At 71.3% G+C, this 23,241-nt stretch carries 27 protein-coding genes; 22 read left to right on the top strand and 5 right to left on the bottom strand.

Features of this window, described 5'->3' with window-relative positions; all coding sequences use genetic code 11:
* Positions 1–807 precede the first annotated feature (807 nt).
* The 3 genes from AB0G74_RS16695 (at position 808) to AB0G74_RS16705 (ending at position 2,995) form a co-directional block, all read left to right on the top strand.
* Positions 808–1,425 carry a hypothetical protein gene (locus AB0G74_RS16695; RefSeq protein WP_361146365.1) on the top strand — a complete coding sequence of 206 codons (618 nt, stop codon included), beginning with the start codon at positions 808–810 and terminating at the stop codon, positions 1,423–1,425.
* An 84-nt stretch (positions 1,426–1,509) separates the two neighbouring features.
* On the top strand, positions 1,510–2,151 hold the full coding sequence (locus AB0G74_RS16700) for an HAD family hydrolase (protein WP_361146368.1): 642 nt from the start codon (positions 1,510–1,512) through the stop codon (positions 2,149–2,151).
* 4 nt (positions 2,152–2,155) lie between these two features.
* A complete protein-coding gene (locus AB0G74_RS16705) occupies positions 2,156–2,995 on the top strand; it encodes a DUF1932 domain-containing protein (RefSeq protein WP_361146371.1) in 840 nt (279 codons plus the stop codon).
* Between the two features lie 7 nt (positions 2,996–3,002).
* On the opposite strand, the gene AB0G74_RS16710 is transcribed toward AB0G74_RS16705, so the two are convergent.
* The 3 genes from AB0G74_RS16710 to AB0G74_RS16720 all read right to left on the bottom strand — a co-directional run bounded on the left by AB0G74_RS16710 (position 3,003) and on the right by AB0G74_RS16720 (position 5,583).
* Positions 3,003–3,572: a guanylate kinase gene (locus tag AB0G74_RS16710; protein WP_361146374.1), complete on the bottom strand. Its 570-nt coding sequence runs from the start codon at positions 3,570–3,572 to the stop codon at positions 3,003–3,005.
* A complete protein-coding gene (locus tag AB0G74_RS16715) occupies positions 3,569–4,609 on the bottom strand; it encodes an AAA family ATPase (protein WP_361146377.1) in 1,041 nt (346 codons plus the stop codon). Before AB0G74_RS16715 ends, AB0G74_RS16710 begins: the two co-directional genes overlap by 4 nt.
* 182 nt (positions 4,610–4,791) lie before the next feature.
* Positions 4,792–5,583: a GntR family transcriptional regulator gene (locus AB0G74_RS16720; protein WP_361146380.1), complete on the bottom strand. Its 792-nt coding sequence runs from the start codon at positions 5,581–5,583 to the stop codon at positions 4,792–4,794.
* Positions 5,584–5,978: 395 nt separating this feature from the next.
* On the opposite strand from AB0G74_RS16720, the gene AB0G74_RS16725 reads away from it, so the two are divergent.
* The 18 genes from AB0G74_RS16725 (at position 5,979) to AB0G74_RS16810 (ending at position 20,995) form a co-directional block, all read left to right on the top strand.
* Positions 5,979–6,587 carry a hypothetical protein gene (locus tag AB0G74_RS16725; protein ID WP_361146383.1) on the top strand — a complete coding sequence of 203 codons (609 nt, stop codon included), beginning with the start codon at positions 5,979–5,981 and terminating at the stop codon, positions 6,585–6,587.
* Positions 6,588–6,674: 87 nt separating this feature from the next.
* The gene (locus AB0G74_RS16730) at positions 6,675–7,031 is read left to right on the top strand and encodes a hypothetical protein (protein ID WP_361146386.1); all 357 of its coding nucleotides are present in this window, start codon (positions 6,675–6,677) and stop codon (positions 7,029–7,031) included.
* A gap of 113 nt (positions 7,032–7,144) precedes the next feature.
* On the top strand, positions 7,145–7,915 hold the full coding sequence (locus AB0G74_RS16735; protein WP_361146389.1) for a DUF4097 family beta strand repeat-containing protein: 771 nt from the start codon (positions 7,145–7,147) through the stop codon (positions 7,913–7,915).
* 109 nt (positions 7,916–8,024) lie between these two features.
* The gene (locus AB0G74_RS16740) at positions 8,025–8,279 is read left to right on the top strand and encodes a hypothetical protein (RefSeq protein WP_361146392.1); all 255 of its coding nucleotides are present in this window, start codon (positions 8,025–8,027) and stop codon (positions 8,277–8,279) included.
* Positions 8,280–8,432: 153 nt separating this feature from the next.
* A complete protein-coding gene (locus tag AB0G74_RS16745; RefSeq protein WP_361146395.1) occupies positions 8,433–9,020 on the top strand; it encodes a hypothetical protein in 588 nt (195 codons plus the stop codon).
* Between the two features lie 178 nt (positions 9,021–9,198).
* The gene (locus tag AB0G74_RS16750; RefSeq protein ID WP_361146398.1) at positions 9,199–9,378 is read left to right on the top strand and encodes a hypothetical protein; all 180 of its coding nucleotides are present in this window, start codon (positions 9,199–9,201) and stop codon (positions 9,376–9,378) included.
* Positions 9,379–9,507: 129 nt separating this feature from the next.
* A complete protein-coding gene (locus tag AB0G74_RS16755) occupies positions 9,508–9,753 on the top strand; it encodes a WhiB family transcriptional regulator (protein ID WP_361146462.1) in 246 nt (81 codons plus the stop codon).
* Between the two features lie 113 nt (positions 9,754–9,866).
* Entirely contained in the window at positions 9,867–10,118 is a 252-nt protein-coding gene (locus tag AB0G74_RS16760) for a hypothetical protein (RefSeq protein WP_361146401.1), read from the top strand.
* Positions 10,119–10,279: 161 nt separating this feature from the next.
* Positions 10,280–11,050: a hypothetical protein gene (locus tag AB0G74_RS16765; protein ID WP_361146404.1), complete on the top strand. Its 771-nt coding sequence runs from the start codon at positions 10,280–10,282 to the stop codon at positions 11,048–11,050.
* Positions 11,051–11,141: 91 nt separating this feature from the next.
* Positions 11,142–11,606 carry an NUDIX hydrolase gene (locus AB0G74_RS16770; protein WP_361146405.1) on the top strand — a complete coding sequence of 155 codons (465 nt, stop codon included), beginning with the start codon at positions 11,142–11,144 and terminating at the stop codon, positions 11,604–11,606.
* Between the two features lie 34 nt (positions 11,607–11,640).
* A complete protein-coding gene (locus AB0G74_RS16775) occupies positions 11,641–11,841 on the top strand; it encodes a hypothetical protein (RefSeq protein WP_361146407.1) in 201 nt (66 codons plus the stop codon).
* 209 nt (positions 11,842–12,050) lie between these two features.
* Entirely contained in the window at positions 12,051–12,320 is a 270-nt protein-coding gene (locus AB0G74_RS16780; RefSeq protein ID WP_361146410.1) for a hypothetical protein, read from the top strand.
* Positions 12,317–14,059 (top strand): DUF2637 domain-containing protein, encoded by a 1,743-nt coding sequence (locus AB0G74_RS16785; protein ID WP_361146412.1) that lies wholly within the window; start codon positions 12,317–12,319, stop codon positions 14,057–14,059. The genes AB0G74_RS16780 and AB0G74_RS16785 overlap by 4 nt, the downstream gene beginning before the upstream one ends.
* Before the next feature lie 364 nt (positions 14,060–14,423).
* On the top strand, positions 14,424–16,532 hold the full coding sequence (locus AB0G74_RS16790) for a hypothetical protein (protein ID WP_361146415.1): 2,109 nt from the start codon (positions 14,424–14,426) through the stop codon (positions 16,530–16,532).
* 101 nt (positions 16,533–16,633) lie between these two features.
* On the top strand, positions 16,634–19,147 hold the full coding sequence (locus tag AB0G74_RS16795) for a DNA translocase FtsK (protein ID WP_361146418.1): 2,514 nt from the start codon (positions 16,634–16,636) through the stop codon (positions 19,145–19,147).
* 5 nt (positions 19,148–19,152) lie between these two features.
* Complete coding sequence (locus AB0G74_RS16800; protein ID WP_361146421.1) at positions 19,153–19,455, top strand: hypothetical protein; 303 nt, start codon at positions 19,153–19,155, stop codon at positions 19,453–19,455.
* An 81-nt stretch (positions 19,456–19,536) separates the two neighbouring features.
* Positions 19,537–20,175: a hypothetical protein gene (locus tag AB0G74_RS16805; protein ID WP_361146424.1), complete on the top strand. Its 639-nt coding sequence runs from the start codon at positions 19,537–19,539 to the stop codon at positions 20,173–20,175.
* 100 nt (positions 20,176–20,275) lie between these two features.
* Positions 20,276–20,995 carry a hypothetical protein gene (locus AB0G74_RS16810; protein WP_361146426.1) on the top strand — a complete coding sequence of 240 codons (720 nt, stop codon included), beginning with the start codon at positions 20,276–20,278 and terminating at the stop codon, positions 20,993–20,995.
* Positions 20,996–21,214: 219 nt separating this feature from the next.
* Here the strand turns inward: AB0G74_RS16810 and AB0G74_RS16815 are convergent, their stop codons facing one another.
* Positions 21,215–21,550: a DUF2199 domain-containing protein gene (locus tag AB0G74_RS16815; RefSeq protein WP_361146465.1), complete on the bottom strand. Its 336-nt coding sequence runs from the start codon at positions 21,548–21,550 to the stop codon at positions 21,215–21,217.
* Between the two features lie 406 nt (positions 21,551–21,956).
* Between AB0G74_RS16815 and AB0G74_RS16820 the strand changes: the two genes are divergently transcribed.
* Positions 21,957–22,538 (top strand): hypothetical protein, encoded by a 582-nt coding sequence (locus AB0G74_RS16820; protein ID WP_361146428.1) that lies wholly within the window; start codon positions 21,957–21,959, stop codon positions 22,536–22,538.
* A 72-nt stretch (positions 22,539–22,610) separates the two neighbouring features.
* On the opposite strand, the gene AB0G74_RS16825 is transcribed toward AB0G74_RS16820, so the two are convergent.
* Positions 22,611–23,033, bottom strand: coding sequence for a DUF6188 family protein (locus AB0G74_RS16825; RefSeq protein WP_361146431.1), 423 nt, complete (start codon positions 23,031–23,033; stop codon positions 22,611–22,613).
* Positions 23,034–23,241: the final 208 nt, after the last annotated feature.

Below are 23,241 nucleotides of genomic sequence, written 5' to 3' on the forward strand. Positions count from 1 at the left end.
CGCCCCGGCCCCTGATCAAGGCGGCACGCCGGGCGCCGACCGGCGAAGTCGGGACGAAAGGGCCTACGAACCGCTGCGGAGAACAAGGATGGCGAAAACGTGCCACCCCGAATGCGTTCGAAACGGGCGCAGGTGGGGTGGAAAAGTGCACGGAGGTACGGCAAAATGGCTCCTCGTCGGGGGCCATGCCTTCAGACAGCACAAAGCCCCAGTTGTGGGCTTTGGGTTCCGGAAGAACCAAGATCGAACTGTTCGAAGCCGAGCTACCGGGTCGAACAACTCCTCCGGGAGAGCCCTTGCAGGGGCTCGAGCGGAGATTCGGACGGGGCGCTGAGCCGGGGTGCTGGTAACACCAAGGGCTCGGCCCCAGGCGGCTGGAAATCCTGCATCGCAGGTGCCGCCCTCACAGGATCACGTCGTCGCGACCTCCACGAGGAGCGAGGCGTACCCGCGGCTGATCCGTCGCGGAAGCATGAAAAAGGCACCCTCGAGCCGGAGCGACGCGCAGGTCGTCGCTGCGACGGCAGCGGGTGCCTTATGTGTCTGGTGAAGGGTGCGGGTATCCTGGAGCATGTCGAGACCATTCTCTGTAAGGTCTGCGGCCGTGCCCCGGAGTGCAGCCTCGCGGGGCTTAGCCATGTCTGTGGTGATCTTATCCACGGACACCCTACTCCCATCACGGGCAGTATCAGCACCCCGGTACCGACCGTGTCGCCCCTCGCTCACGCCTTCCTGACGTACCGCCATAACGGCAGCATCCGCCCCCTGAGCACAACGCGGGATCCGGGGACCGGCATGATGAGCAGTGTGACGACCGACGACCTCGATACCAGCGACCTTGATGTCGAGACCTTCGCGACCCCGGCGCAGCGGCGCCGCTTCGCTGCCGCGATGGAACGGACCGCCGCAGTGCGAGAGCCCGGCAGTCCGGTGCGCGTGTACGTGAGCGCGGCACCCCGGACGGCGAACAGCCCTAAGTGGGAGAGCTGGCTCGCGCAGATCACCGAAGAGCTTCCGGCTGAGGTAGAGGTACTCCACTACCGGAGTGTCTTCGGCGATGACCGGCCCTACGAATGGGACCGCTTCGTTGAGCAGCTTGACGGCCTGGTCATCGTCGGCAAACAGAAACGGGCCGGCAGCCGTGTCAACCTCCTCGGCCCCGTGGCGCGCCTCGAGCTCCGCTCGCTCATCGCGCAGAAGCCCGTACTCCTGTACGGGCACAACCTGGGGCTGATCCCCGTCATTGATTGCAAGAGCCAGGTACTCCGTCCGGAGGGCACACCGAGACTGAAGCTCATCGCACCGAAACGATGGAAGAAAGACTCCGTGACGCTTAGGTCCGCTCTCGCAGCCCTTACCCCAGCAGAAGCGGCCCCGGTGGAAGAAACGCATGATCATCTCACTCGCCCCTTCCACTCGCGCTGACTGGTGCGTCACACCCTTCACCATTAAGCGCATGTCCGCCAGGAAGACCCCCTTCCTGTAGGAAGAGACAAGAGAATCGCCCATATGCCCCTCGTGCTCTTCGACTTGGACAACACCCTGGTCGACCGGCAACTGGCGCTCAACGATGCCGTGACCGCCCTGTGCCGCTCCAACGCGCTCGCCGCAAACGCCGACCAGTGGCTGCGCACCGAACTCGCCGACCGAGCAACCGCTGACGACTTCGCTCGGCTGCGCGAAGCCTTCGACCTGGAAGCCTCGGCCGCGGACCTGTGGCAGGAGTACGTCGATCTCATGTCGGCTACTGTCACCTGCCGTCCCGAGGTCCTTGAGGGCCTGGCCCGCCTGCGCGCGGGTGGATGGACGATCGGCGTCATCACCAACGGGGCTGGCGACATCCAGCGCGCCAAGCTCGCTGGCACCGGACTCGCCGACCTGGTGCACGGAGTCGCTGCCTCGGGCGATCTTGAGATCCGCAAGCCGGACCGGCGCCTTTTCGAACTCGGAGCCAGCCGGTGCGGCGTCAGCCTCGCGGATGGCGGCTGGATGGTCGGCGACAACCCGACCGGCGACGTCGGCGGTGGCCACCAGGCTGGCCTGCGCACCATCTGGCTGCGCGGTCGACCCTGGCCCGACGGGCTCCCCGCCGCGAACCACGTCGTCGACGATGTCACCGACGCCATTACCATCCTGCTCACCGAGGAGTAGCGCCGTGGACCAGCCGACCGTCGGCATCCTCCACCCCGGCAGCATGGGCGCCGCAGTCGCCGCTTGCGCCGCGACCAACGCGGCCGCGGCCCTGTGGTGCGGGACCGGGCGCAGCACCGCGTCCGTGGAGCGAGCCGCCCGTTTCGGGCTGACCCCCGTGGCCACGCTGGCCGAACTGCTGGACCGCAGCGACATCGTCATCAGCCTCTGCCCGCCAGCCGCGGCCGAGGACCTCGCCCGCGATGTCGCCGGGTACCGCTTCGCCGGGGTGTACGTAGAGGCGAACGCCATCAACCCCGAGCGCACGCAGCGGATCGCCGCGTTGCTCGACGGCGGCGCGACCGTCGTGGACGGCGGTGTCGTCGGCTCCCCGCCGGTCGGCGGCAAGACGCCGACGTTGTACCTGTCCGGCCCGGCGCCCGGAACCGAGCGCGTTGAAGCGCTTTTCGCTGGCACCGCCGTCCGGACGGCGGTGCTGGGTACGAAGGTGGGGAAGGCGTCCGCGTTGAAGCTGTCGTACGCGGCGTTCCAGAAGACCTCGCGGGTGCTGGCGGCGCTCGCGGTCGGCATGGCGCGGGAGCACGGTGTCGACCAGGAGCTCATCAAGGTCGCTTCCCGGCGTACGGACTCGTACCTGTCCGAGCCGCAGTACGTCGCCAAGACCGCAGCGCGCGCTTGGCGCTGGGGGCCGGAGCTGGAGGAAGCCGCCGACACCCTCGCGGCCGCCGGCCTCCCGCCCGAGATGCTGCGCGCGGCCGCGAGCACGCTCGCACGGTGGAACAACGCCAAGGACGACAGCGAACTCACGCTCAACAACGCCCTGGACCGACTCGCCCAGCCGTAGCCCGCGCTCATGCCGTCGCCGCTCCCGCCTGCTGCGCCAGCACCTCGTCGATGAGCCGCGCCGCGCCCTGCGGCGCCGACGCTGTGGTGTCCACGGTCAGGTCCCAGACCATGCCCGGGTGCGTGTCCAGGTCCTCGCGGGTCGCGTCCCACGCCGCCAGGCGCGCTGCGGTGTCGCTGTCGCCGCGCCCCGCGGACCGCTGCTCGGTCACCTCGCGCCGACACCACAGCAGCACCACCGACCAGCCAGCCGCGTAGCCGTCGACCAGCGCACGGATCCCGTCGACCTGCCCGAGGTGCACCACCGGCACCCCGGCCGCGAACGCCGCGTCCAGGCCGGGCCGGTCGATCGCGTACGTGTTGCCGTACCGCGTGTTCGCGTAGACGACGTCGCCTGCGGCCTCCAGCTTGCGCAGCTGCTCAGCGGTGCCCATCCGGTAGCCGGCCGACTTGCCGGTTCCGACCTTGAGCCGGGCGAACTGCGCGTACTTCGGGTTTAGCCCGGTGAGCGCGGTGGTGACGGTGTCCTTGCCCGACGCTGGCGGGCCGTACAGGATCACGCCCAGTTTCGGGTTCACGTGTACATCGCCCCCATCGCCTGTCGGGCCTGGTCCGCGAGCGTCACCGCGGTCCCCAGCCGGTTGTCGACGACCAGGTGCGGCACCGCCGGGCGCAGATCAAGGTCGATCGTGTCTATGTACTCGTCCCACCGCTGGAGCTTCCACGCGTCGCGGGCCGCTGAGCGGAAGGTGATGTACTCCCTCATCGACTCCTCGTCGCAGCGAACCCACACCGGGTAGACATCTACGCCCATCGAGCCCGCCCGGTTGACCAAACGCTGCATCCAGGCCGGGTTCGTCAGCTCCGATATGAACGGTGCCGAGAGCACGCTGGAGATCCCGCACCGCATGTTCGCGAGCGCCGACTGCATCAGGCAGTCGTACTCCACGGGCCGGACCTTTTCGCGGTAGAGCTCGGTATGCCGGTCATTTGCGTCGCCGCCCAGCGCGACTAGGAGGCGCTCTACAAGCGGGCGGGTGAGCGGGTCCTTGTCGAGGAGCGGCCAGCCGGTCAGCTGAACGAAGAACCGGGCCAGCTCGGTCTTGCCGCTGCCCGCGAAGCCGCCGACCAGGATGAGCACGGGGCGGTGAGGGTCGCCGCCCGTGTGCCGACGCTTCCACGCGTCGATGATCCGCTGCTGCAAGTCGAAGTGATCGGCCTCGTCTGAACCGGGCGTGATCCGGTGGATCGCGCGCTCGACAGCCAGGACGTGAGATCCGTTGATGCGGTCATCAGTTGGGGTGAGCTTGAACGACGACGTTTCCTCCCCCGGCAACGCGGCACGGAAGCCGAGATCAGGCTCGGTAGCGCGGTACAACAGGCAGTAGGCACGCCGGTAGTGCGGGCCGGGGTAGACCTCCCCCTGCTCGTGCTGCCACAAAGTTTGAGGATTCGCAGCCGGAATGCCCTTGAGCCTGGCTCGTTCAGCAACTTCCCGGAGCCGTTCGCCAGCCTTCTCCAGGGTTAGGCCGTGGGCCTCGCGCTGCTCCCGCAGCCGGTCCGGCCTCCACCCAACTCGCTGCTTCCCCACCCTTTGACCCTCCGTCATCGCCATGGCCGTGAGCCTAGGGCTCGCGCGGCAAATCGCATGTATACGCGGATGTTGAAAACGCGTGAATGGCGGTGCGTACGAGCTTGGACAAGCCGCTGTGATGGTTCGTTCCGCCTGGCCCGAGTGTGATGGCCCTCACGAGATCATCAGCCGACGGGAGGGGCGCCATGGCACGCGAGGTGCTGTCAACGGTCGTCGTCACCATCTCCGTCGTCATCAGCGAGGCGAGCACTCGCGTGGCGTCGGATGGAGTAGCCGATCTCGAATTCCTCGGCGCTCATTCTCGTGTCGTTCAGCTCGACAACCTTGCCGTTAGGGCTGGTCGTGACTCGCACGACGCGCAGGAGCGGAACGCCAACGTCGGCTGGGAGGTTCAATGCCTCCGCCTCTTCAGGCGAAGGCATGCGGGCGGAGACACCTTCGCTCCAGTGGAGCGGGCGGTGGCCCATCTTCTCCAGGCGGTCATAGATGCCACCGGGTCCTGTGTCGGCCTCCGCGAGTTGAGTCCCTCGAGCGAGGTCGGCCGGCAGGTAACTGGTGGCCAGCTGCATCGGCTTCCTGCTTTCGGGATCGCCCATTACGCGGTCGCGAACGAGGACTTCGGATCCGGTGGCGAGACCCATGAGGGCAGCAAGGTCGACCGGCACGACGCCCCAACGCAGAGCGGGAGGCTCCAAGGCCACCCAGGGTTGGGCAGTCGGGTCGAAGTAGTAGCCGATCTCATCGCGGAAGACCTGGCGGGACCGGGTGATGCGCCGCTTCTCAGACCGCTCCCGCACGATGGTCCCTCTGCGGCGTACCGCGACCACCAGGCCCTCTTGTTCCAGAAGCGAGATAGCGCTTCGCACGGTCTGGTAGCCAGCGCCGTACTGGGCCTGGAGCTCGGTGAGCATCGGCAGCTTGTCGCCCGGCATGTATCGCCCCTCGCCGATCTGCTGTCGCAGGTCAGCGGCGATGTCGCGATACGAGACGGGCATCGGTGCCACCTTTCAGAGTGCTGTGCTGATCTGATTCTAGGGCTAGCTCTATCAGGCAGCGATGTACGAGCACAACCGATCGACACGAATAAAGCTATCGCTATTGACTCTGCAGCCTGGCATGGTCTCTACTGGGCGATAGCGATAGCCCTAACTCTCCGTTGAGCGGGGGTTACCGCTCCTCAGTGCCACCGCAGTAGTCGTCCGCCCCTCGGGGCGGCCGGGGTTGAGAGCACCATCGAACTCCCCCGGAGCCTGACGGCACGACGAATGCATGCACGTCACAGCGCTGTGCGCTGTCTGTCCTGCGGGACGCCGGTCTCTTGCCGTGCGGCTCGGAGGGCGGAGAGAGCATCGCGACGCGCTCCCTGTCGCTCCGTTCACGAGGAGTTCAGATGTCTGCTTCGACCCTTGAGCACACCGCCCGACCCCGCCGGAGCCGGACCCGCTCACGCACCGTCAGCGCCCGCCCGGCACTCGCCCTCTCCACCCTCAAGCCCCACCAGTACGACCTGCGCCCGGCCTGTGCCTCGCTGGTCTGCCCCGACTGTGAGACGTGGGTGCCGATCACCGGCCTCGGCACCAAGAGGCCCAAGGTCGTGCCGCACGACACCGGCCTCGCGGGCAAGGCCCCGTCCGTCCGCTGCCGCCTGGGCAGCAACCGCCTAGTCACGGTCGACCTCACGGTCCGGAAGTGGGCGGAGTGCCTGGAGGACGGACACGCGGAGACCGGCCACCGCCGCAAGACCACCGTGCTGCGCAAGCCCAAGGTCGCGGTCGCCCCGGCCGTCAGCCAGATCGCCGCCCAGAAGCAGGCGCCGACGGGTGACGAGCACGGTGACGGTCGGCCGTTGTGGCTGCTGCGCGAGATGAAGTGGGCGTCGACCGAGCCCGCCGTCCGCGACGCCGACACCCGCCGCGCCTACCGGCCCGCCGGTGACACGCCGCTCGGCGCGCCGCCGGTGCCGCTCCAGCCGCTCCGCCCCGAGCACCGCGCGAGCTGACCAACACCTCCGTACCGCACCACGAGCCCCCGGGAGACCGTCTCCCGGGGGCCGCTTCTCCATGCCCTGCCACCCGAGGAGACCCTGATGCGAACCACTCTGGACAGCCTCTACGCCCGCTACTCCGCCCGGCTCGCCGCCGCCGCGGCTGAGCAGCTCGCCGAGATCGGCGCCGACCCGGTCGCCGACGCCGACGACGTCACCCAGGACGTATGGCTCCTCGCGGCGCAGCTCCTGGCGCTGCCGGAGCCCGGGCACGCGTGGCCGGTCCTGACCGGCCTGCTCGACCAGGCGCTCGCCGCCTTCGAGGACGCCCGGCACCGGGAGCTGCCGTACGGGATGGACCAGCCGGGCGCGCGCTGGATGCCCCCGGCGCCGCTGAAGCCACAGCGACTCCCGGCCGACGACCCGGCGGGCATCTTCCCGGCGGCTTCGGCGGCCTGACGTCCGGACGATCGACCACGGCCTCGGCCGCCCCCCGTAAGAGGGGGCGGCCGAGGCCGTGGCTGCTCGTACGACCAGCCGCCCCTTCGATACCTCTACGGAAGGAAGTGCCCATGATCAGCAAGCTCGCGGACGCCGGTCCGGTCCTGGCGGACATCACCTGCCCCGACGGCGCCGTACGCGTCGTGGTCGACCCGGCCGCGACCGCCGCCCGCGTCGAAGTGACTTCCGGTGACCCGGACGGTCCGGCCGCCGAGGCTGCTGCCCGTACGCGGATCCACCAGACCGGGAACCGGCTCAGCGTCGTCGTCCCGCCGGTCCCGCCCACGGTCTACGCCGGTATCCGCGGCAGCGGTGTAATTGTCCTCAGCGGCACGGTTCATATCAACGGCCTCAACATCAACGGCCACGGCGGCCGGGGCACCGTGATGACCGGGTCGACCGGCGTCGAGGTCCTCGTCGTCCTGCCCGCAGGGTCGTCTGTCACCTATACCGGGTCGTCCGGCGACCTTCGTACTCACGGTGTGCTCGCCGGGCTGACCGCGACGACGGTCAGCGGGTCGATCATTGCCGAGTCCGTATCCCGGATGAGCGCGGAGAGCGTCAGCGGCAGCATCACGGCCGGGACGGTGACGGAACGGGTCGACGCCGAGTCCGTCAGCGGTTCGGTCACCGTCGGCGCCTACGGCGGAGAGCTCGCCAGTATCCGTACGACGAGCGGGTCGGTCCGGCTGACCGCCTCCCCCGCCGCCCGTGGCCGGATCACCGCCCGGGCGGTCTCCGGAAGCATCCGAATCCACGGCACGGATGGCCGCGACGACCTCGATATTTCCGCGTCGGCGGTGACCGGCACCGTCACGACGACCTCCCGCGCCCGCAGGTAACCCCGAGCCGGACGATCGACCACGGCCGCCCCCACCCCCTTTCGGGGTGGGGACGGCCGTGGCTGCTCGTACGACCAGCCCACCACCATCGAGCCGAAGGAGAACTCCAATGGTCCGCCCGCTCCCCCGCGACCCCCGCCCCCACGTCGAGCGCCTCGAGGACCAGCTCCTCGCCGCGAACAAGACGCTCGTGAAGGGCGGCCTGCCCCGCGACGAGCTGGTCCCGGTCGTCGCCCGGATCCGCCAGCTGACCGACGAGCTCACCCGGCTCCATTCGGTCGGCCGCCCGCAGGTGAACGCCCCCGCCTCCGCGCGCCGACCCGCCCCGGCCGGTGGCCGGACCGGGACCTGCGACCACCGGTGACCAGATGGTTTTCCTGTTCTGCAGATCGCCCCTGGCCGCACTCACGGCCGGGGGCGATCTGGGGCTACAGGACGCCTCGAAAAAAGCGCGCCGCCCGAGAGATGAGAGCTCCGGACGGCGCCACAGGCCAACACCATGACAAGGAGAACGCCTGTGCAGATCATGATGACACGCCCGGCCGCCCGGGCCGTAGCGTTGGACGACAGCCCGCGCTGCGGGACCTGCCACCGGATCCACTGCCACTGCGCCCAGCCCTGGGCCCGCCGTACGACGGCCTCGTCGGTCGAGGAGATCGAGCGCGAGGACAACCAGCGGTGGCTGGAGCCCCACGACGACGAGGTCTTCCACCAGCTCGTCGCGTATCTCGTCGCCGACGGCGACCGCCGGGCCGTCGCCGACATGGCCGCCCGGGCCTGCCCGTCGTGCGCCGGCGCCGGCGGCCGGACCGAAGACACCAGCTCCGACGGGATCGTCCGCCGGACGTGGCGGTCCTGCACCGCGTGCGGTGGTACTGGCCAGAGTTACGCCCCCAGCACGGTTGCCCGCCGCTCTCTGTCCGCCCTGGACCAGCTGCTGACGGCCGGTCAGTGCTGGCTATGCGGCCGGTGGAACTGCAAGGGCCACGACTGCCCGCCCGCCGCTCCCCCGACCGCCGCGCTGCTCCCGGCTGCCGCGCCGACCGGCGCGGCGGGCCAGTGGTTCGACGACTGGCCCGGCGGCGTCTGCGACGGCTGCCGCTGACGCGCGCCCGGCCTCATGTCTGCGGTCCGGGACGCCCGCTTTCGGGTGTCCCGGACCGTACTTTCCTGGGCCCGGCTCACCTCGTCACCCGGACCTGGGGGACACCGGTCGGGCTGTCACCACCCTCCACCCACCGCCCCGCCGTACGGCGGGGCGGACCAGGAGCTGAACCACCCTCATGCCGAACGACCCGCTCTACGACCGCTACATGGCCGCCCACCGCGAGCTCCGAACCCACCTCCGCGGCTGCTCCTCCTGCGCCGACGACGACCTCTGCCCCGACGGCGCGAGGTTCTTCCGCGCCCTGGCGGTCCTGCAGGACCAGCACCTCGCCCGGCAGAAGCACCAGCGACCCTGACCCGCCCGCTTCACCGGTTCCGGGACCGTCCCGGAACCGCGCGACCCGATGGAGGACCGCATGCGCGGCGACATCATCCGCATCATCCGCACCAGCTCCGCCCAGGTCACGGCCGTACCGGCCGCTGGGATCGACTGGCGGCACAACGCGGTCTGCCGGGAGGAAGACCCCGAGCTGTTCTTCCCCGTCGGCAACACCGGACCGGCACTCGACCAGATCGAGGAAGCCAAGGCCGTATGCCACCGCTGCCCGGCCATCGACCAGTGCCTCCAGTGGGCCCTGGAGTCCGGCCAGAGCGACGGAGTATGGGGCGGCCTCGACGAGGACGAGCGGCGCCGGATGAAGCGCCGCGCCGCCCGCCGCGCTGCTGCCTGACCGGTTCTGTCCGCTGCCTGATCCGCTCGCGTCGGCCATAGGCCGGTCCGGGGGCGGTGAAGGGGAGCCGGACAGCCCGGATCTGCAGCACCATCCAGAGAGCGGGGCCGTTCTTGTTCCGTCGGCTGCGCGACACCGTCAACGAGGTCCAGGGCCACCAGCGGCTCACCCGAGGCACCAGCGAGGCCATCGAGTCCGGCGACCAGGAGGCGCGGGCCGCGTTCACCTCCGGCACCGGGACCCTGGCCGCGGCGCTGACGCGCCGGGGCTGCGACACGCGCGGCGCCGAAGTCTGCGACTACGGCACCCGGGTCGCCGCCGTCGGCGGCGGGCCCGAGCGGGTCCACCGCCTGGCTCGCGACTGATTTGGCCCGCCCGGCGGGAGCGGATCACAGATCCCTGCCCACGCCCTTGCACCACTGGAAGGCAGGCCGCCCGTCGTGCGGGCGGCCTGCCTTCCCCATGCTCCGGCCCGGGGAAGAGTGCCCAGGGCCCTGCCCTCCACGGAGTTGAGAGGACGACCCGTATGTCCCGCACCATCGCGCTGACGAACGCGCTCGACGAATCCGGCCTCACACCGAACCCGGACCGATCCGCCCCGGCCGGGCCGGACACCCCCGCCCCCGCGCCCGTCGCCGACATCAGCCGGTACCACCACCCGCACTTCCTGCGGGCCGAGCCCGGCCCCCACCACACCACCACCTTCTCCTTCACCGCGTTCACCGGCCGGGAGCCCGAGCCGCGGACCCCGATCGCGATGTACGAGGACCGGGCGCTCGATCGCAGGCAGCTGGAGGCGATCCGCACCCAGTACGAGGTGGCCCAAATCCTGTGGTCCAAGGCCCGGCTCCGTCTGCGGGCGGAGCCCGTCCTGCGCACCGCAGCGCCGCTGTGGGCGGCGTGGGAGACCGCGCACACCCAGCTCACCGAGGTGTTCGGCGCGTTCTGGGAGACGCCGGACGGTATGTGGCGCGCGCAGCTGCTGCGCCTGGGCGACGCCGAGACCGTGGCCCTGGACGCGGCCCGCGTGTGGGACGCGGTCGCCGGGAAGCTCGCCGTTCTGGCCGAGGAGCAGGCCGCCGTCGCCGGGTACGAGCACGAACTGCCGCTCACCGAGGTCGCCTCGGAGGCCGGTATCGACGCGAGCGCCTGGTTCATCGCGCCGGTGAACGAGTACGGCGACGGCGTCTGGAGCACCACCACTCCGCTCGTCCACCGGGCCCGTACGGAGATCGCCGTGCAGCGCGGTCGTCTCCTCGACGTCGCCGTCCTCGCCGGGGACCGCGAGCCGGTCTGACAGCTGCCTCCCCTGCCCGTCCGGCACCGCGCCGGGACGGGCGGGGCGCGGGGAGCCGGACAGCCCGGCCGCCAGCCAACCCGGAGGAAACATGACCGATACCGCGCCGGAGACGATCCGCTACACCGCCGACGTGGTGTGCGTCCGCGGCAACGACGTGCTGCTGATCGAGCGCGGCTGGCCGCCCCATCAGGGCAAGCTCGCCCTGCCTGGCGGGCACGTCGACGAGGGCGAGACGTCCCGGGACGCCGCCGCCCGCGAGCTGCTGGAGGAGACCGGAGTCGCGGTAGCGCCGGACGACCTGGTCCTCGTCGGCGTCTACGACGCGCCCGCCCGGGACTCCCGCGGCCGGTACGTCAGCGTCGCCTACCTCGTCCGTGTCCCCGCCGACACCATCGCCCGGGCCAGCACCGACGCCACCGCCGTGCGATGGGTGCCGCTGAACAACCCCGGCGACGGCCTGGCGTTCGACCACGGCCTGATCCTCAAGGACGCCGGACGGCATATGCCCGCCCAGGACCACGCGGCCCGGTGCCGCGCCCTCCCCAAGCCCTGACACCCGCCCCCGCTGTTCGAAGGAGACCCCGCCCATGGCCGGGATATTCGCCCGTCTGACCAGCCCGCTGCGCCACATCGACGCCGACCCGGACGAACTGGTCCGCGAGGCGTACCAGCTCCTGAAGGACGCCGAGAAGAACCAGGGCCTGTGGCCCGCGATGTCGGCGTACAGCGCCATGGCGAGCGTGAAGATCCAGCTCGCCCAGTACCTCAAGGAGCACCACGGCCGCTGACCATGCCTGCCGCGGCCCTGCCGGACCTCGGTCCGGCGGGGCCGGCGGTTCTCCCGCCCCGTCACCGCCTCCGCAGGGCCGTGACGGGGCCGGAGAGCCGGAAATGGCTCGGCAAAGAAAAGAGGCCCCGGTCAGGGGGCCTCTCCTTGTTCCCGCGACCGCTATCGAGGAGCGAATCGCATGGTCAACGCTACCAGCGGAGGTGCCCGGTGAGTACCACCGCGACCACCCCCGGCTTCGGAAAGTCCACTGCCCCGCACACGGAGCGCAGCCCGGTGCCCGCGCTGCTGGCCACGCTCGTCGCGCTGGCCGCCGCCGTCCTGGCGCTGCTGGACCTCTTCGCCCACGGCTTGTGGCCCACCGTCCTGCACACCGCGGTCGGCCTGGGCACCTTCGGCCTCGTCCGGCTCTGCATGGGCCTGGCTCTCGAACCCCCCTCCCCCGACGACCTGCACGACGAACCGGAGACCATCCCATGACCGCCCCCGTCGACATCCGCAAGCACGACACCCTCCCGGCCACCCTCCCCGGCCCGGCCCGCCACCCCCGCCTCGACCACGACCACGAGCACGACCCCGACGGCCAGGAGGCAACCGCCCGGCAGCCCGGCACCGAGCCGGACGGCGACCCGCGCACGATGCGGCTCCTCGCCGTCATCGCCGGTGCCGGCGGCCTGGTCCTCGCCGGGATCGGCTTCACCGGCTCCTACACCACCCTGAAGAACCTCGCCCTCGGCAAGGGCTTCGGCAGCTTCGCCTACGCGTTCCCGATCGGGATCGACGCCGGGATCCTGGTGCTCCTGGCCCTCGACCTCTACATGATGCGCAAGCGGATGCCGCTCCCGGCCCTGCGCTGGACCGCCCATGCCCTGACCGCGGCCACGGTGGCGTTCAACGCCGCCGCGCCGAAGGGCCCGTGGACGGACGACCCGCTCGCTGCGGCGATGCACGGCGTCATCCCGGTCCTGTTCATCGTCGCGGTCGAGGCCGCCCGGCACTACATCGGCCGGATGGCCGACCTGCTGGCTGGCGAGACGCCGCTCGGCTCGGTCCCGCTCGCCCGCTGGCTGCTCGCCCCGCTGTCCACCGCCCGCCTCGCCCGCCGGATGCGGCTCTACCACCTCCCCTACGCCGAGGCCGTCGCCCAGGCGCAGCAGATCCGGATCTACCGCGAGAGCCTGCGCCAGAAGTACGAGACGAGCGAGCGGTCGTGGCGGAAGGCCGCGTCGCCCGATGAGCTGCTGCCGTTCAAACTCGCCCCGCTCGGATTCAGCGTGGAGCGGGCCCTGGGGGTGCCGCTGGAGGAGGAGACCCGGAGGGTCGTCCGGGAGGCCGAGGCCGATGTTCAGCGGGCCGAGGCCGAGATTCAGAAAGTCGAGAAGGATGTTCAACTTGCCGGGGCCCGTGTTCAGGCCGAGGTCGACAGGATCCGGGCCGAGGGCCGGTTGAAGATCGCCAAGACCGAAGCGGAACGGGAGGCTCAGGCCGAGATTCAGCGAGCCGCAGCCGATGCTCAACTCCGCGAGTCCGAGCGGGTCCACGCGCTCAAGCTCAAGGAGGACCAGGCCGCGGCCCGGGTCCAGGAACTCGCGGACGAGACCGAGAAGCGCCGCACCCTCGCTCGGATCGAGCGGGAGAAAGCACAGTCGGCCTGGGGCCTGGAGCAGCAGCAGATGACCGCGCAGGCCACCGAGGCTGAGCGCCGTATCGCCGCCGACGCTGCCGCCCGCACCCGCCGCGACGAGATCGCCCGCCAGGCCGGCCTCGCCGAGGAGCAGCAGCGCCTGGCCGCTGCCGAGGCCGCGGCGACCAAGGCCCTGGCCGAGGCCGCCGAACAGGAGCGGATCGCGGCCGAGCACCGCGCCCAGGAGGCGGAAGCCGACAGGCGTGAGCAGCTGGACCGCGAGGAGAGTGCCGCCTCGCTCGCCCGGGAGGAGAAGGCGAAGGCGGAGGCCGCCGGGCACCAGGCGCGCGCCTACGAGTTCGAGGCCCGGGCCGTTCAGGCTGCGGCCCTGGCCCGGATGAACCAGACCGACTGGGACACCCACCGGGTCATCGCCATGATCCGGACCCGGGGCGAGAGCGCGGTCACCATCCGCGTCATCGCCGACGAGCTGGGCACCTCCACCGGTACGGCCCAGGACCGCAAGAACCGCGCCGTCGAAATCCTGAAGCAGGAGAACGGCGACGGTTCGGTCCCGGAGCGGTCCGCCGCCTGAACCGGAATCCCCAACCCCTTCACCGAACACTGCTCCTGGTTCTCACGGTCGTCCCCGCGCCCCCTGCCCCGGCACCACGCCCCGGGGCACAGGTGGTGCGGGGCCGGCCGTGGCCGCCAGGCCCCCGAGTACGACCCGTACCGGACCGGTTATCGCCGCTCCCCTGCCCTCGAATCCCCCTGACCGCCCCCTTGATCCAGCTACGGACTGTAGCGGCGAGGCGAGGCTAGGCCAGGCGAGGCGAGCCGGAACGCCCCCTAACCCTCGCCTCGGACGGCTCCGACACGGGTAGGAGGGGGGGCTGGTGCTCGCCTGGCCTCGCCTCGCCTGGCCTCGCCGCTACGGTCAGTGAGGAGAGCCTGTCGTGGCAGACACCGCGACCCTTGACCCCCAGCAGGCCCCCGACACCCCCGCGCCCGACACCACCACCGTGGTCCAGGCCGCCCCGGACCCGGCCCCCGCACCCGCTCCGGAGACTCCGGCGCCGTACCGCGGGCGGACCCGCGCGGTCCCGCTCCTCGTCCACGGCGCCAACGCAACCGGAACGACCCTGGGAGCCGCCTACACCGCCGCCGGGGTTCCCGGGCTCGCTGCCGCCGCGGGCGTCGGGACCGCGGTCGGACTCGCCGCCCTGGCCGGCCGGAGGAAGAAGAACGCCGCCGCCGCGCGCAGGGCAGCCCGGGATACCGCCCGGAACCGGTCCGGCACCGGCAGGGGCTCCGGCTCCGGTGGCACCGGTGGTGGTGGCCGGTCGGGCCGGGGCGGCGGACTCCTCGGCACCGGGCGCGGCAGCCGCGGCAGTGGCAGCGGTGCCGGGTCGTCCGGAGGCCGGATGAACAACCGCTCCGGCGGTCTGAACAACCGTTCCGGAGGGTTGAACGGCCGCTCCCCCGGGGCCCATGGGCCGGGCCGGGGAGCCTCCGGCCGGGGCGGAAACGCACCCGGATCCCCCGGCTCGCCGGGCGGCCCGCGCGGCGGTCTGAACAAGAACGGCGGCAGGCTGAACACCCCCGGCTCGCGGTTGAACAAGACCGGCGGCGGCCTGAACGGGGCCGGTCCGGGCCGCCCCGGGGGCTCCGGCGGCGGGCGGGCCGGGAGCGGGTCGCTGACCGGCGGCCGTCACCGCAAGAGCGGAAGCGCCGGGAGCGGCGGGGCCTGGCAGAGCGTCAAGAGCACGCTCGGTAAGCTCCGCCGCCGCGACCTGAACACCGGCGGCGGCACGACGGACACCACCACCCCGAAGACGCCCGGCACCGCTACGACCCCGAAGTCCCCGATGCCGGGGCGCTCGCGGGCCTCCCGCCTGCTGAACACCGCGCGGTCCTGGATGAACAGGCTGCGCAGCACCAAGAAGGCGAAGACGGCGGCGAACGGCGGCTCCGGATCCGGTACTGCGGCCAGGAAGGCGCCGGGCCGGGTCTACCGGTGGCGGCGCCTGGTGCTCCGCAAGACCGGGCACTGGGCCCGCTGCGCCGGCGCCGGGCTCCTCGCCGGACTCGCCGGACTGGCCACCCTCCCCCTCGGCATCCTCTGGGGGACCTGGCGGCTGATCACCAAGCACCGGGACCCGCTGCACGGCTTCCTCTTCCCCGTCCGGATCGCCGGGCGGATCTGGCGCCGCTTCTTCCGCCGCTCCCGGGCCCGGCACGACGCCGACGCCCGCGCCGAGACGCTCACCCTCACCGTCAACGACCCCCGGAAGGAAGACCCCTCTATGGGTTCCAGCCTCGATATCAGCAGCGCCGTCCTCGACGGCAAGAACAGCAAGTTCGCCCTCGCCATGGCCGCAAGCGACGCTTCCTACGCCGGATACCGGCCGCGATCCATGATGGAAGTTGCGGCCGAGTACGCCGGACTGCCCAACGCCCTGCGCTCGGCCGCCGCCACGGTTCGGGACATGGCCGTCGCCTCGGACCGCAGGTACCCGTGCAGCAAGCGGGCCCTGATGAAGCTGGCCGAGGCCGCGCAGCGCACCGCGAACGCCGCCGCCCGCGCCGACGCCATGGCCGTCCTCTTCCGTACGGTCCACCGGTTCGACATCGAGCGAATCCTGCACCCGCGGACGGGCGAGTGGATGTGGAACGTCACCCCGGTCGGCGCCGCCGTGCCGGAGGGCGCGATGTTCATGCCGGGCCGGATCGAGTCCGGGTGCGTCCTGATGTCCGCGCTGTACCGGACGTTCGAGCCGGTCCACATGATGCAGGTCGGCGCCGAGTACGAGGGCATGAGCCTCGGCCTGGCGTCGCTGGCCGACTCGGTGTCCCTCCTGCACACCCGCACCCGCGACTTCTACCCCGTCGACGACCGGGTCACCGACGAACTCGGCACGATCACCGACACGCTCGGCGCGGCGGCCGACGACGCCGCGATGGCCGCAAAGCTCTTCGCCCACGACCACCGCCGCGAGATCAGCCACAACGTGAACCCGCGCAAGGGGCGGTCGTCCGAGGAGATGTGGAACACCCCCCGCTGACCCCGCCCCCTGCACCACCCGGTGGCCGCCCGCACCCGCGCGGGCGGCCACCGCCCCTTCCCCCTGGTTCTGCTTCCCCTTACTTATGAACGGAGTTCGTCATGTCGCGTCAGTGGGACTGGTCGCCGCCCGCCGGTCACCCCGCCTTCCTCGGATACGCCGGTGAGACCGCAGCGACCGCGGTGATGCTGGCCCCGCTGACCGGGATGCCCTGGCAGGCCGCCGCCGTCACCCTCACCGGAGCTGCGACCGCCGGCGCCGCCTGGGACGTACGGCAGTCCACCACCACCGGCACCCTCGTCACCCGGGGCCTGACCTGGCTGACCGCCGGGGCCTGGACCTCCTGGGCCCTCGCCGCAGCTCCCCTGACCATGACCGGCTGGGCGTCCGGCCTCGGCGTCGCCGCCGTCGGCCTCGCCCTCAACGCCAGTGCCAACCGCACCGAGGAGACCCGCTCCGAGCGCAAGGCCCTGTTCGTGCTGCGCCGGGAGTCGGTCGGGATCCTCAAGGACTGGGAGGACCGGCTGGAGCGGGTCGCCCGCATCGAGGGCTGCCACGGCAAAGATGTGCGGCACTGGCCCGGGAAGGTCGGCTACACCGCCGAGATGGACCTCCCGCCGGGCGGCACCACCGCCGACGACCTGGCCGGGTACGGGCCCAAGTGCGCGGCGGACATGCGCCTCCCGGACGGCTGCGGCGTCGAGATCGCCCCGGGCGCCAACCGCGGCACGATCCTGATCGACGTCACCCTCGAAGACGTCGTCTCCCAGGACCTCCCCTACCCGGACGACTACAGCGACCTCACCCTGACCGAGCGCTTCCCCTTCGGGATCCACCGCGACGGCGAGCCCGCCCTCGGGTCGCTGTGCAACGACTGCGGTGTCCTCGTCGGCGAGACCGACGCCGGGAAGACCAACACGCTCCGCGTCGTCACCGCCCAGCTCGCCCGGATGCCGGACGCGCTGATCTGGGCGATCGACATCACCGGCGGCGGCGTCGCGCTTCCCTGGATCACCCCCTGGGCGACCGAGGGCACCGCCGCGGCGCCGGTGGTGGACTGGATCGCCCACGACCTGGCCGAGGCGAAGCTGATGCTGACGATGGCCGGGGAGATCATCGCCGCCCGCAAGGCCGGATACCAGCAGCTCATGCGGGAGAAGAAGTCCGACAACAAGCTCCCCATCACCGGCGACATCCCCGGCCTCGTCATCGTCTGCGACGAGACCGCCTCCCTGCCCCACGACGTCAAGGAACTCCTCGACAAGGTCATCAACGAGGGCCGCGCGATGCGGGTCCGTACCCTGACCTGCGGGCTGCGCGGCACCCAGGACGTGATCACCGCCGCGATGAAGCTCCAGGCGAAGTGGCGAGTCGGCATGACCGTCTCCGACGCGGAAGAACTCGCCTACCTCTTCCCCGGGTACATCAAGCTCGACCCGAAGGACGCGCCGGTCGCCGGGTCCGGCTGGACCATGCACACCCGCCTCGGACCGAAGAAGCCGGCCGCCTTCAAGGCGTGGTACATCACCGACGAGATCACCGACAAAGTGTGCGCCGCGACCGCCGCCCGCCGCCCCGCCCTCGACCCGCTCTCCGCGAACGTCGAGAGCGGCGCGCTGTATCCGCAGCGCTGGGCCCGGGCCCTGCCCGTCCTCTACCAGGGCCAGACCCTGACCGAGTCCGCGCAGCATGCCGTCGACAACGCCGGAGAGCTGATCGACACCACCACCGCCATCACCCCCGGCCCCTCCCCCGCACCCGCTCCGGAGGGCGGCCCGGTGCCGTCCGGGTACGAGGGATTCGGCGGCGCCGCGGCCGAACTGTTCGCCGCCGTCGACGCCGCCCTCGCCGGAGCGGACACCGGACCGGCCTCGGTGCCCGCCGACCCGAGCGAGGCGGACCCGGAGCCGTTGCGGGCCGTTCCGCAGAACGTCGTTCCGCTCCAGCCCCGGCCCGTCGCCCGTCCCGCCGACCCGCGAGAGACAGGGCTGGAACTCCTGACCGCAGTCGGCACCACCGGCTGCACCCCGAAGGAACTCCACACCGCGCTGCGCCAAGCCCTCGGCGACGACGGGGTTCCGGCGGAGCGGACCGTACGGGGCTGGATGGCGAAGTGGGCCGAGGAGGGCAAGGTCGTCGCGGACACCAGCGGCCAGTACACCCGCTACATCTCCCGCACCGCCGCCCAGCCGACCACAACCCCAGCCACATCCCCGGCTGTACCTGCGGCGCCGAGTCCGGACCCGTCAGCACCGGACTCGGTGGCATCGGCCGGCCCCGCACCGGACGCCCAGCCGCGTCCCGGTCTGCCGGAGGGAGAGGACGGGCTCCTCGTCCTCCAGGCCGCCGAGCTCGTCATCGCCACACAGTTCGCGACCGCGCCAATGCTCCAGCGCAAGCTCCGCATCGGCTGGGCGCTCGCTGGGCATGTCCTCGACGTCCTGCACAAGCTCGGCGTCGTCGGCCCCGCCCACGGCAGCCGGGCACACGAAGTCCTCGTCCTGCCCGGCCACCAGGACGACACTCTCGCCCGCCTCGCACGCGAACTGGGCATCAGCAACGCCGACATGACTGCAGCCGGACTCACCTCCCACACCACCGACCCAAAGGAGTAGCGCCCGTGGAGACACCGGACGAGGAGATCGCCCGACTGGAGGCCGAGCGGCACTCCTACAGCGAGACCTTCCGGAACACGGCCGAGACCGACACGGTCACCCGGGCCCACCTCCAGGAGGAGATGGACGTCCGCACCGCCCGCATCCGCGAGTTGCAGGACTACGAACCGTTCGGGTTCCTCGCCCGCTGGGGCCTGCGCACCCTCGCCCTCGCCGCCGTATGGGGCGCCGTGGAGACCGACTGGCTATGGGCCCGGATCGCCCTCGGCATCCTCGCCGCCGCCCTCGCCCTCTACAGCCTCGCCTGACCAGCCACCACACCCTGCCCCAAGGGCCCGTCCGGCACCCGCCGGACGGGCCCTTCCGCATCTTCGTCGAGGAGTCCCCTTGTGAACACCACCATCCACACCAACCCGGAGCCTGCCCACCTCACCACGCCGCTCCCCTCCCCCGGCCCGCCCGTCTCCACCACCCCGCTCGCGAACCTCCCCGAAGAGGACCTGCGCCGTATCTGGGCCCTGTTCCCCGGATCCCACCCCTACGTCACCGAAGAGGTTCAGCAGCCCGCCCACGAACCGGCCCTGCTGCTCGCCGACGACGCCTACCTCGCCCGCGTCCACGACCTGGCCCGCCGCGAAGAAGCCCTCGCCCACCCCGGGGCACACCCCGACCACATCCTCACCCCGGTGCCGGTCCCGGCGCCCGTCCGGCTGCTCCCCGCCGCGACCCCCGACCCGGTCGCGCAGCAGCGGGTGCCGGCCTTCGTGTGGAAGTACAGCGCGCTCGCGCTGTCCACCGGCGGCGGCATCGCGCTCGCCGGGATCGGTGTCGGCGCCGCCGCCCCCGGCCTCGTCGCCCTCGAAGGCGTTCTCGCCGCCGCCGGGCAGGCCGTGATGAGTCTCGCCGCCCTCATCCTCCTCATCGGCCTGGCCCTCGCCAGCCGCAGCACCACCCGCAGCGGCGGCCCTGTCGGCACCACGGTGAACATCCGCAAGGCCGTCTTCCGCCGCAACAAGTTCCACGGCTGATCCGGACCGCCCGCCCCGTCTCCCGCACCGCCACGGCGGCCCGGGAGACGGGACAGGCCGCCCGGCCCCACACCCCCGGATCAGAAGGAGCAGCCCCGCCTTGGCAACCAACAACAACCTTGACCTTGACGTGACCGCCGACGCCGGAACCCCGGCCCCGAAGAAGGACAGCCCGCTCGCCGACGCCCGCGTCTGGTGGGACACGGCCTGGACCACGGGCGGCGTGCTCCACGACCGGTGGGAGGAACTGCGCCTGGCCCCGCAGCTCGGCTGGCACCACATGGCCACCTGGATCAAGGCCCTGATCGCCGGTACCGGCATCGCGTTCGTCATGGTGCTGGCCGCCGACGCCGCCGCAGCCCTGATCGCCGGTACGGATCAGCTCCTCACCACGCTGGCGTCCCCGGAGGCCAACAGCACCACCAACGACATCTGGGCGGCCATCCACACCCCCGCCCGCACCTACCTCACCACCCACACCCAGGGCCTCCCGATCGACGCCCCCACCGCGTACGCCCTCTGGCAGACCGCGGGCCTGGCCGGCCTGGCCGGAGGGTTCCTCCGCATCACCGCCGCCCGCACCCTGTGGATCACCTGGGGCGCGGCCAGCATCGCCATGATCTGGCAGGCCACACCGGACACCGGCCGCCCCGTCGCCACCGGCATCGCCGTCCTCTTCTGGATCCTCGCCAGCGCCGCCGCCCTGCGCGGCCTGACCCTGCGCCCCGCCATCCGCCGCGCCCGACCCGCCCAGCCGCCCGCCCACCGGCCAGCCCCGGCGGACAACACCTCCGGCGTACAGGCGCACCACACCCGCTGACCCGCCGATCTGCCTGGCCCTCGCGCCCACAACTCCCGGGAGCGAGGACCGGGCAGGCCGCCCGGCCACCCGCAACGACGGGACAACCCGTGAAGATCCGACTGCTCTGGACGTCTCACGCGCCCCGGTCCCGCTGGACCAAGACCCGTACCCTCACCGCTCTCGGTACCCTCACCGGGGCCTGGCTGGAGGGCGAGATCGCCACGGGCTGGTCAGCCATTACCGCTGCTCGCCGTCTCCGGAGTGGAGCACGCTCGACGCAATCTCCCGTACGCGCTCCGGGCTGATTCCTGTGCGCTGCTCGATGGCGAGGGGGTGGTCGGTGGGCTCCAGCTCGACGAAGGGACGCTCGCCGACCGGACGGGTATGGACGTGCGTCTTCAGGTTGAGCGTCGTCGCCGGGTATACCGGAAGATCGGTGGTGAGCCAGCCGAAGTACGGCTTCTCAGCCTCGCGGCCGGGCCTGTCCCACAGATCCGAGGTCCGGGAGAAGCTCTCTCGGCTGAGCGAGAAGGCCGGCTCCCACACGGCGGGGGCCTCGGCCGTGTAGTTCATCGGCAGCTCAGGGTGGTGGGCCCCGCAGCACGCGCAGGTGAACCCCAATTCACTGGTCATGGGCCCGGAGCCTAGCGACCGACTCCAGCCGTACCCGAAGAGGGCTCAGTCACAGCTGACTCCCCCGATGACAGGCAATGGCACGTGGCTTCCTTGGCGCCGGAACACAGCAGCTACGGAACAAGTGCACTCCACCAACACCGCTCAAGATCCTGGCGCTCTGCCTGAAGTGCTCCGACGGCACGCCCGCCGACCCCGCCTCCTACACCCCTCCCCCAAGCCCCGCTCGCCGCCTGACCGGCCGGCCCCGGCCCCGCCAGCCGGAATCCCTGGCCGGGCCCGGCCACCGGCATACGACCGGCCATCCCGCTTCCCTACTTCTACCGAGACCAGGAGATCCTCGATCATGCCCCGTCTGCCCATCACCACCGAGCGCCTCGCTCTCTTCGGCACCCTGCTCGCCACCTTCGGCGAGCTCCATCCCCTGTGTGACCACTGGGTCCAGGGATCGACCACGGCGTCGCGGAAGCGGCTGTACGGCGACGACCTGGTCCACGCCGACGGCTCCCCCGCCACGCCGGGCTCCACCCGTCCGACCATGACCATCAGTACCCTGGGCCGACGCGCGGCCGTCTGTCACGTCGCCTCCTACACCGCCGTACAGCTCGCTGCGACCATCAGCATCACCCGGGCCTTCGGCTACCGGATCACCCCGGCCGCGCTTGTCGCCGGAGCGGCCATCAACGCGTCGACGCATGTTGCGATCGACCGCGGCGCCGTACTGCTGTGGCTGGCCAAGAAGACCGGCAAGACCGGCTACATCGAGCACTGCCAGGCGCTGCGCCTCGACGAAGGCGACATCAGCCAGGAGATCACCGGGCCGGGCAGCGCCTGGATGGAACTGGACGCAGCCCTGCACCGCGCGATCGGGATCGGCGCCGCCGCCGTCACCACCTGGCTCACCACCCGCCCCGGCGCCCGCCGGTGACCCACACCCGCCCGGGGCGGTCGCAGTGGCCCCTCAATCCACGGACAGCGAGACGAGTGATCTTGCGGGTTCTTACCCGGTTCTGGAGCCGGACCAGACACCGAGGTCCCCACCGGGCAACGAGACGAAACGCCATCCTCCTGGCCCTGTGATCTGCCAGGCTTCGAACGATGCGTCGGCCGAAGAGCTCAGATGCGCGCCGCTGTCAAACACCATCCGCAGTCCACCGGACTTGAACGCAACCGCGGACAGTATCGTCGCTCCGAATAGTGGGAGAGCCGCAGCCACATCCTGGGTCTCCGGCTTCAAAGGCAGGCCGGGATTGGTGCGGAGCGACCCTGCCGTGAGCTGAGCTGGTGCTTCCAAAACGACCTCCCACTCTTCCTCGAGGCCGAGAGTCAGCCGAAAGTCGATACTGATCTTCACAACCCTCAAGCCTCGAAGGTTCAGGACCCACCGGTCCTCGTGCTCGGCCGGATCCTTTGCAGCACTCATCACCACATCATGATCCAGCCCCCTCGCAGATCCCCAGGGATTTTCCTCCTGCTCGGGCCGAAGATGCTGGCTGCCCGGAACCGTTCCAACTGGACCGCCGCGACCGCCAGCCCCTGAAGGAGCCCGTACAACTGGCTCAACTCCAGCACCTTCGAGAAGCAGTACTGCCCCGGGACAGGCGCCAAGGCGTCGAAACCAACCGCCTGTC

Source organism: Streptomyces sp. NPDC020875, from assembly GCF_040641415.1.
In the GTDB taxonomy this organism is placed as follows: Bacteria; Actinomycetota; Actinomycetes; order Streptomycetales; family Streptomycetaceae; genus Streptomyces.

Excerpts from the sequence above, each read along its gene's own strand:
- AB0G74_RS16700 (WP_361146368.1), top strand. The coding sequence starts at position 1,510 with ATGCCCCTCGTGCTCTTCGACTTGGACAACACCCTGGTCGACCGGCAA.
- AB0G74_RS16785 (WP_361146412.1), top strand. The coding sequence starts at position 12,317 with ATGACCGCCCCCGTCGACATCCGCAAGCACGACACCCTCCCGGCCACC.
- AB0G74_RS16725 (WP_361146383.1), top strand. The coding sequence starts at position 5,979 with ATGTCTGCTTCGACCCTTGAGCACACCGCCCGACCCCGCCGGAGCCGG.
- AB0G74_RS16825 (WP_361146431.1), bottom strand. The coding sequence starts at position 23,033 with ATGAGTGCTGCAAAGGATCCGGCCGAGCACGAGGACCGGTGGGTCCTG.
- AB0G74_RS16735 (WP_361146389.1), top strand. The coding sequence starts at position 7,145 with ATGATCAGCAAGCTCGCGGACGCCGGTCCGGTCCTGGCGGACATCACC.
- AB0G74_RS16730 (WP_361146386.1), top strand. The coding sequence starts at position 6,675 with ATGCGAACCACTCTGGACAGCCTCTACGCCCGCTACTCCGCCCGGCTC.
- AB0G74_RS16750 (WP_361146398.1), top strand. The coding sequence starts at position 9,199 with ATGCCGAACGACCCGCTCTACGACCGCTACATGGCCGCCCACCGCGAG.
- AB0G74_RS16820 (WP_361146428.1), top strand. The coding sequence starts at position 21,957 with ATGCCCCGTCTGCCCATCACCACCGAGCGCCTCGCTCTCTTCGGCACC.
- AB0G74_RS16765 (WP_361146404.1), top strand. The coding sequence starts at position 10,280 with ATGTCCCGCACCATCGCGCTGACGAACGCGCTCGACGAATCCGGCCTC.
- AB0G74_RS16720 (WP_361146380.1), bottom strand. The coding sequence starts at position 5,583 with ATGCCCGTCTCGTATCGCGACATCGCCGCTGACCTGCGACAGCAGATC.
- AB0G74_RS16740 (WP_361146392.1), top strand. The coding sequence starts at position 8,025 with ATGGTCCGCCCGCTCCCCCGCGACCCCCGCCCCCACGTCGAGCGCCTC.
- AB0G74_RS16770 (WP_361146405.1), top strand. The coding sequence starts at position 11,142 with ATGACCGATACCGCGCCGGAGACGATCCGCTACACCGCCGACGTGGTG.
- AB0G74_RS16715 (WP_361146377.1), bottom strand. The coding sequence starts at position 4,609 with ATGGCGATGACGGAGGGTCAAAGGGTGGGGAAGCAGCGAGTTGGGTGG.
- AB0G74_RS16795 (WP_361146418.1), top strand. The coding sequence starts at position 16,634 with ATGTCGCGTCAGTGGGACTGGTCGCCGCCCGCCGGTCACCCCGCCTTC.
- AB0G74_RS16775 (WP_361146407.1), top strand. The coding sequence starts at position 11,641 with ATGGCCGGGATATTCGCCCGTCTGACCAGCCCGCTGCGCCACATCGAC.
- AB0G74_RS16815 (WP_361146465.1), bottom strand. The coding sequence starts at position 21,550 with ATGAACTACACGGCCGAGGCCCCCGCCGTGTGGGAGCCGGCCTTCTCG.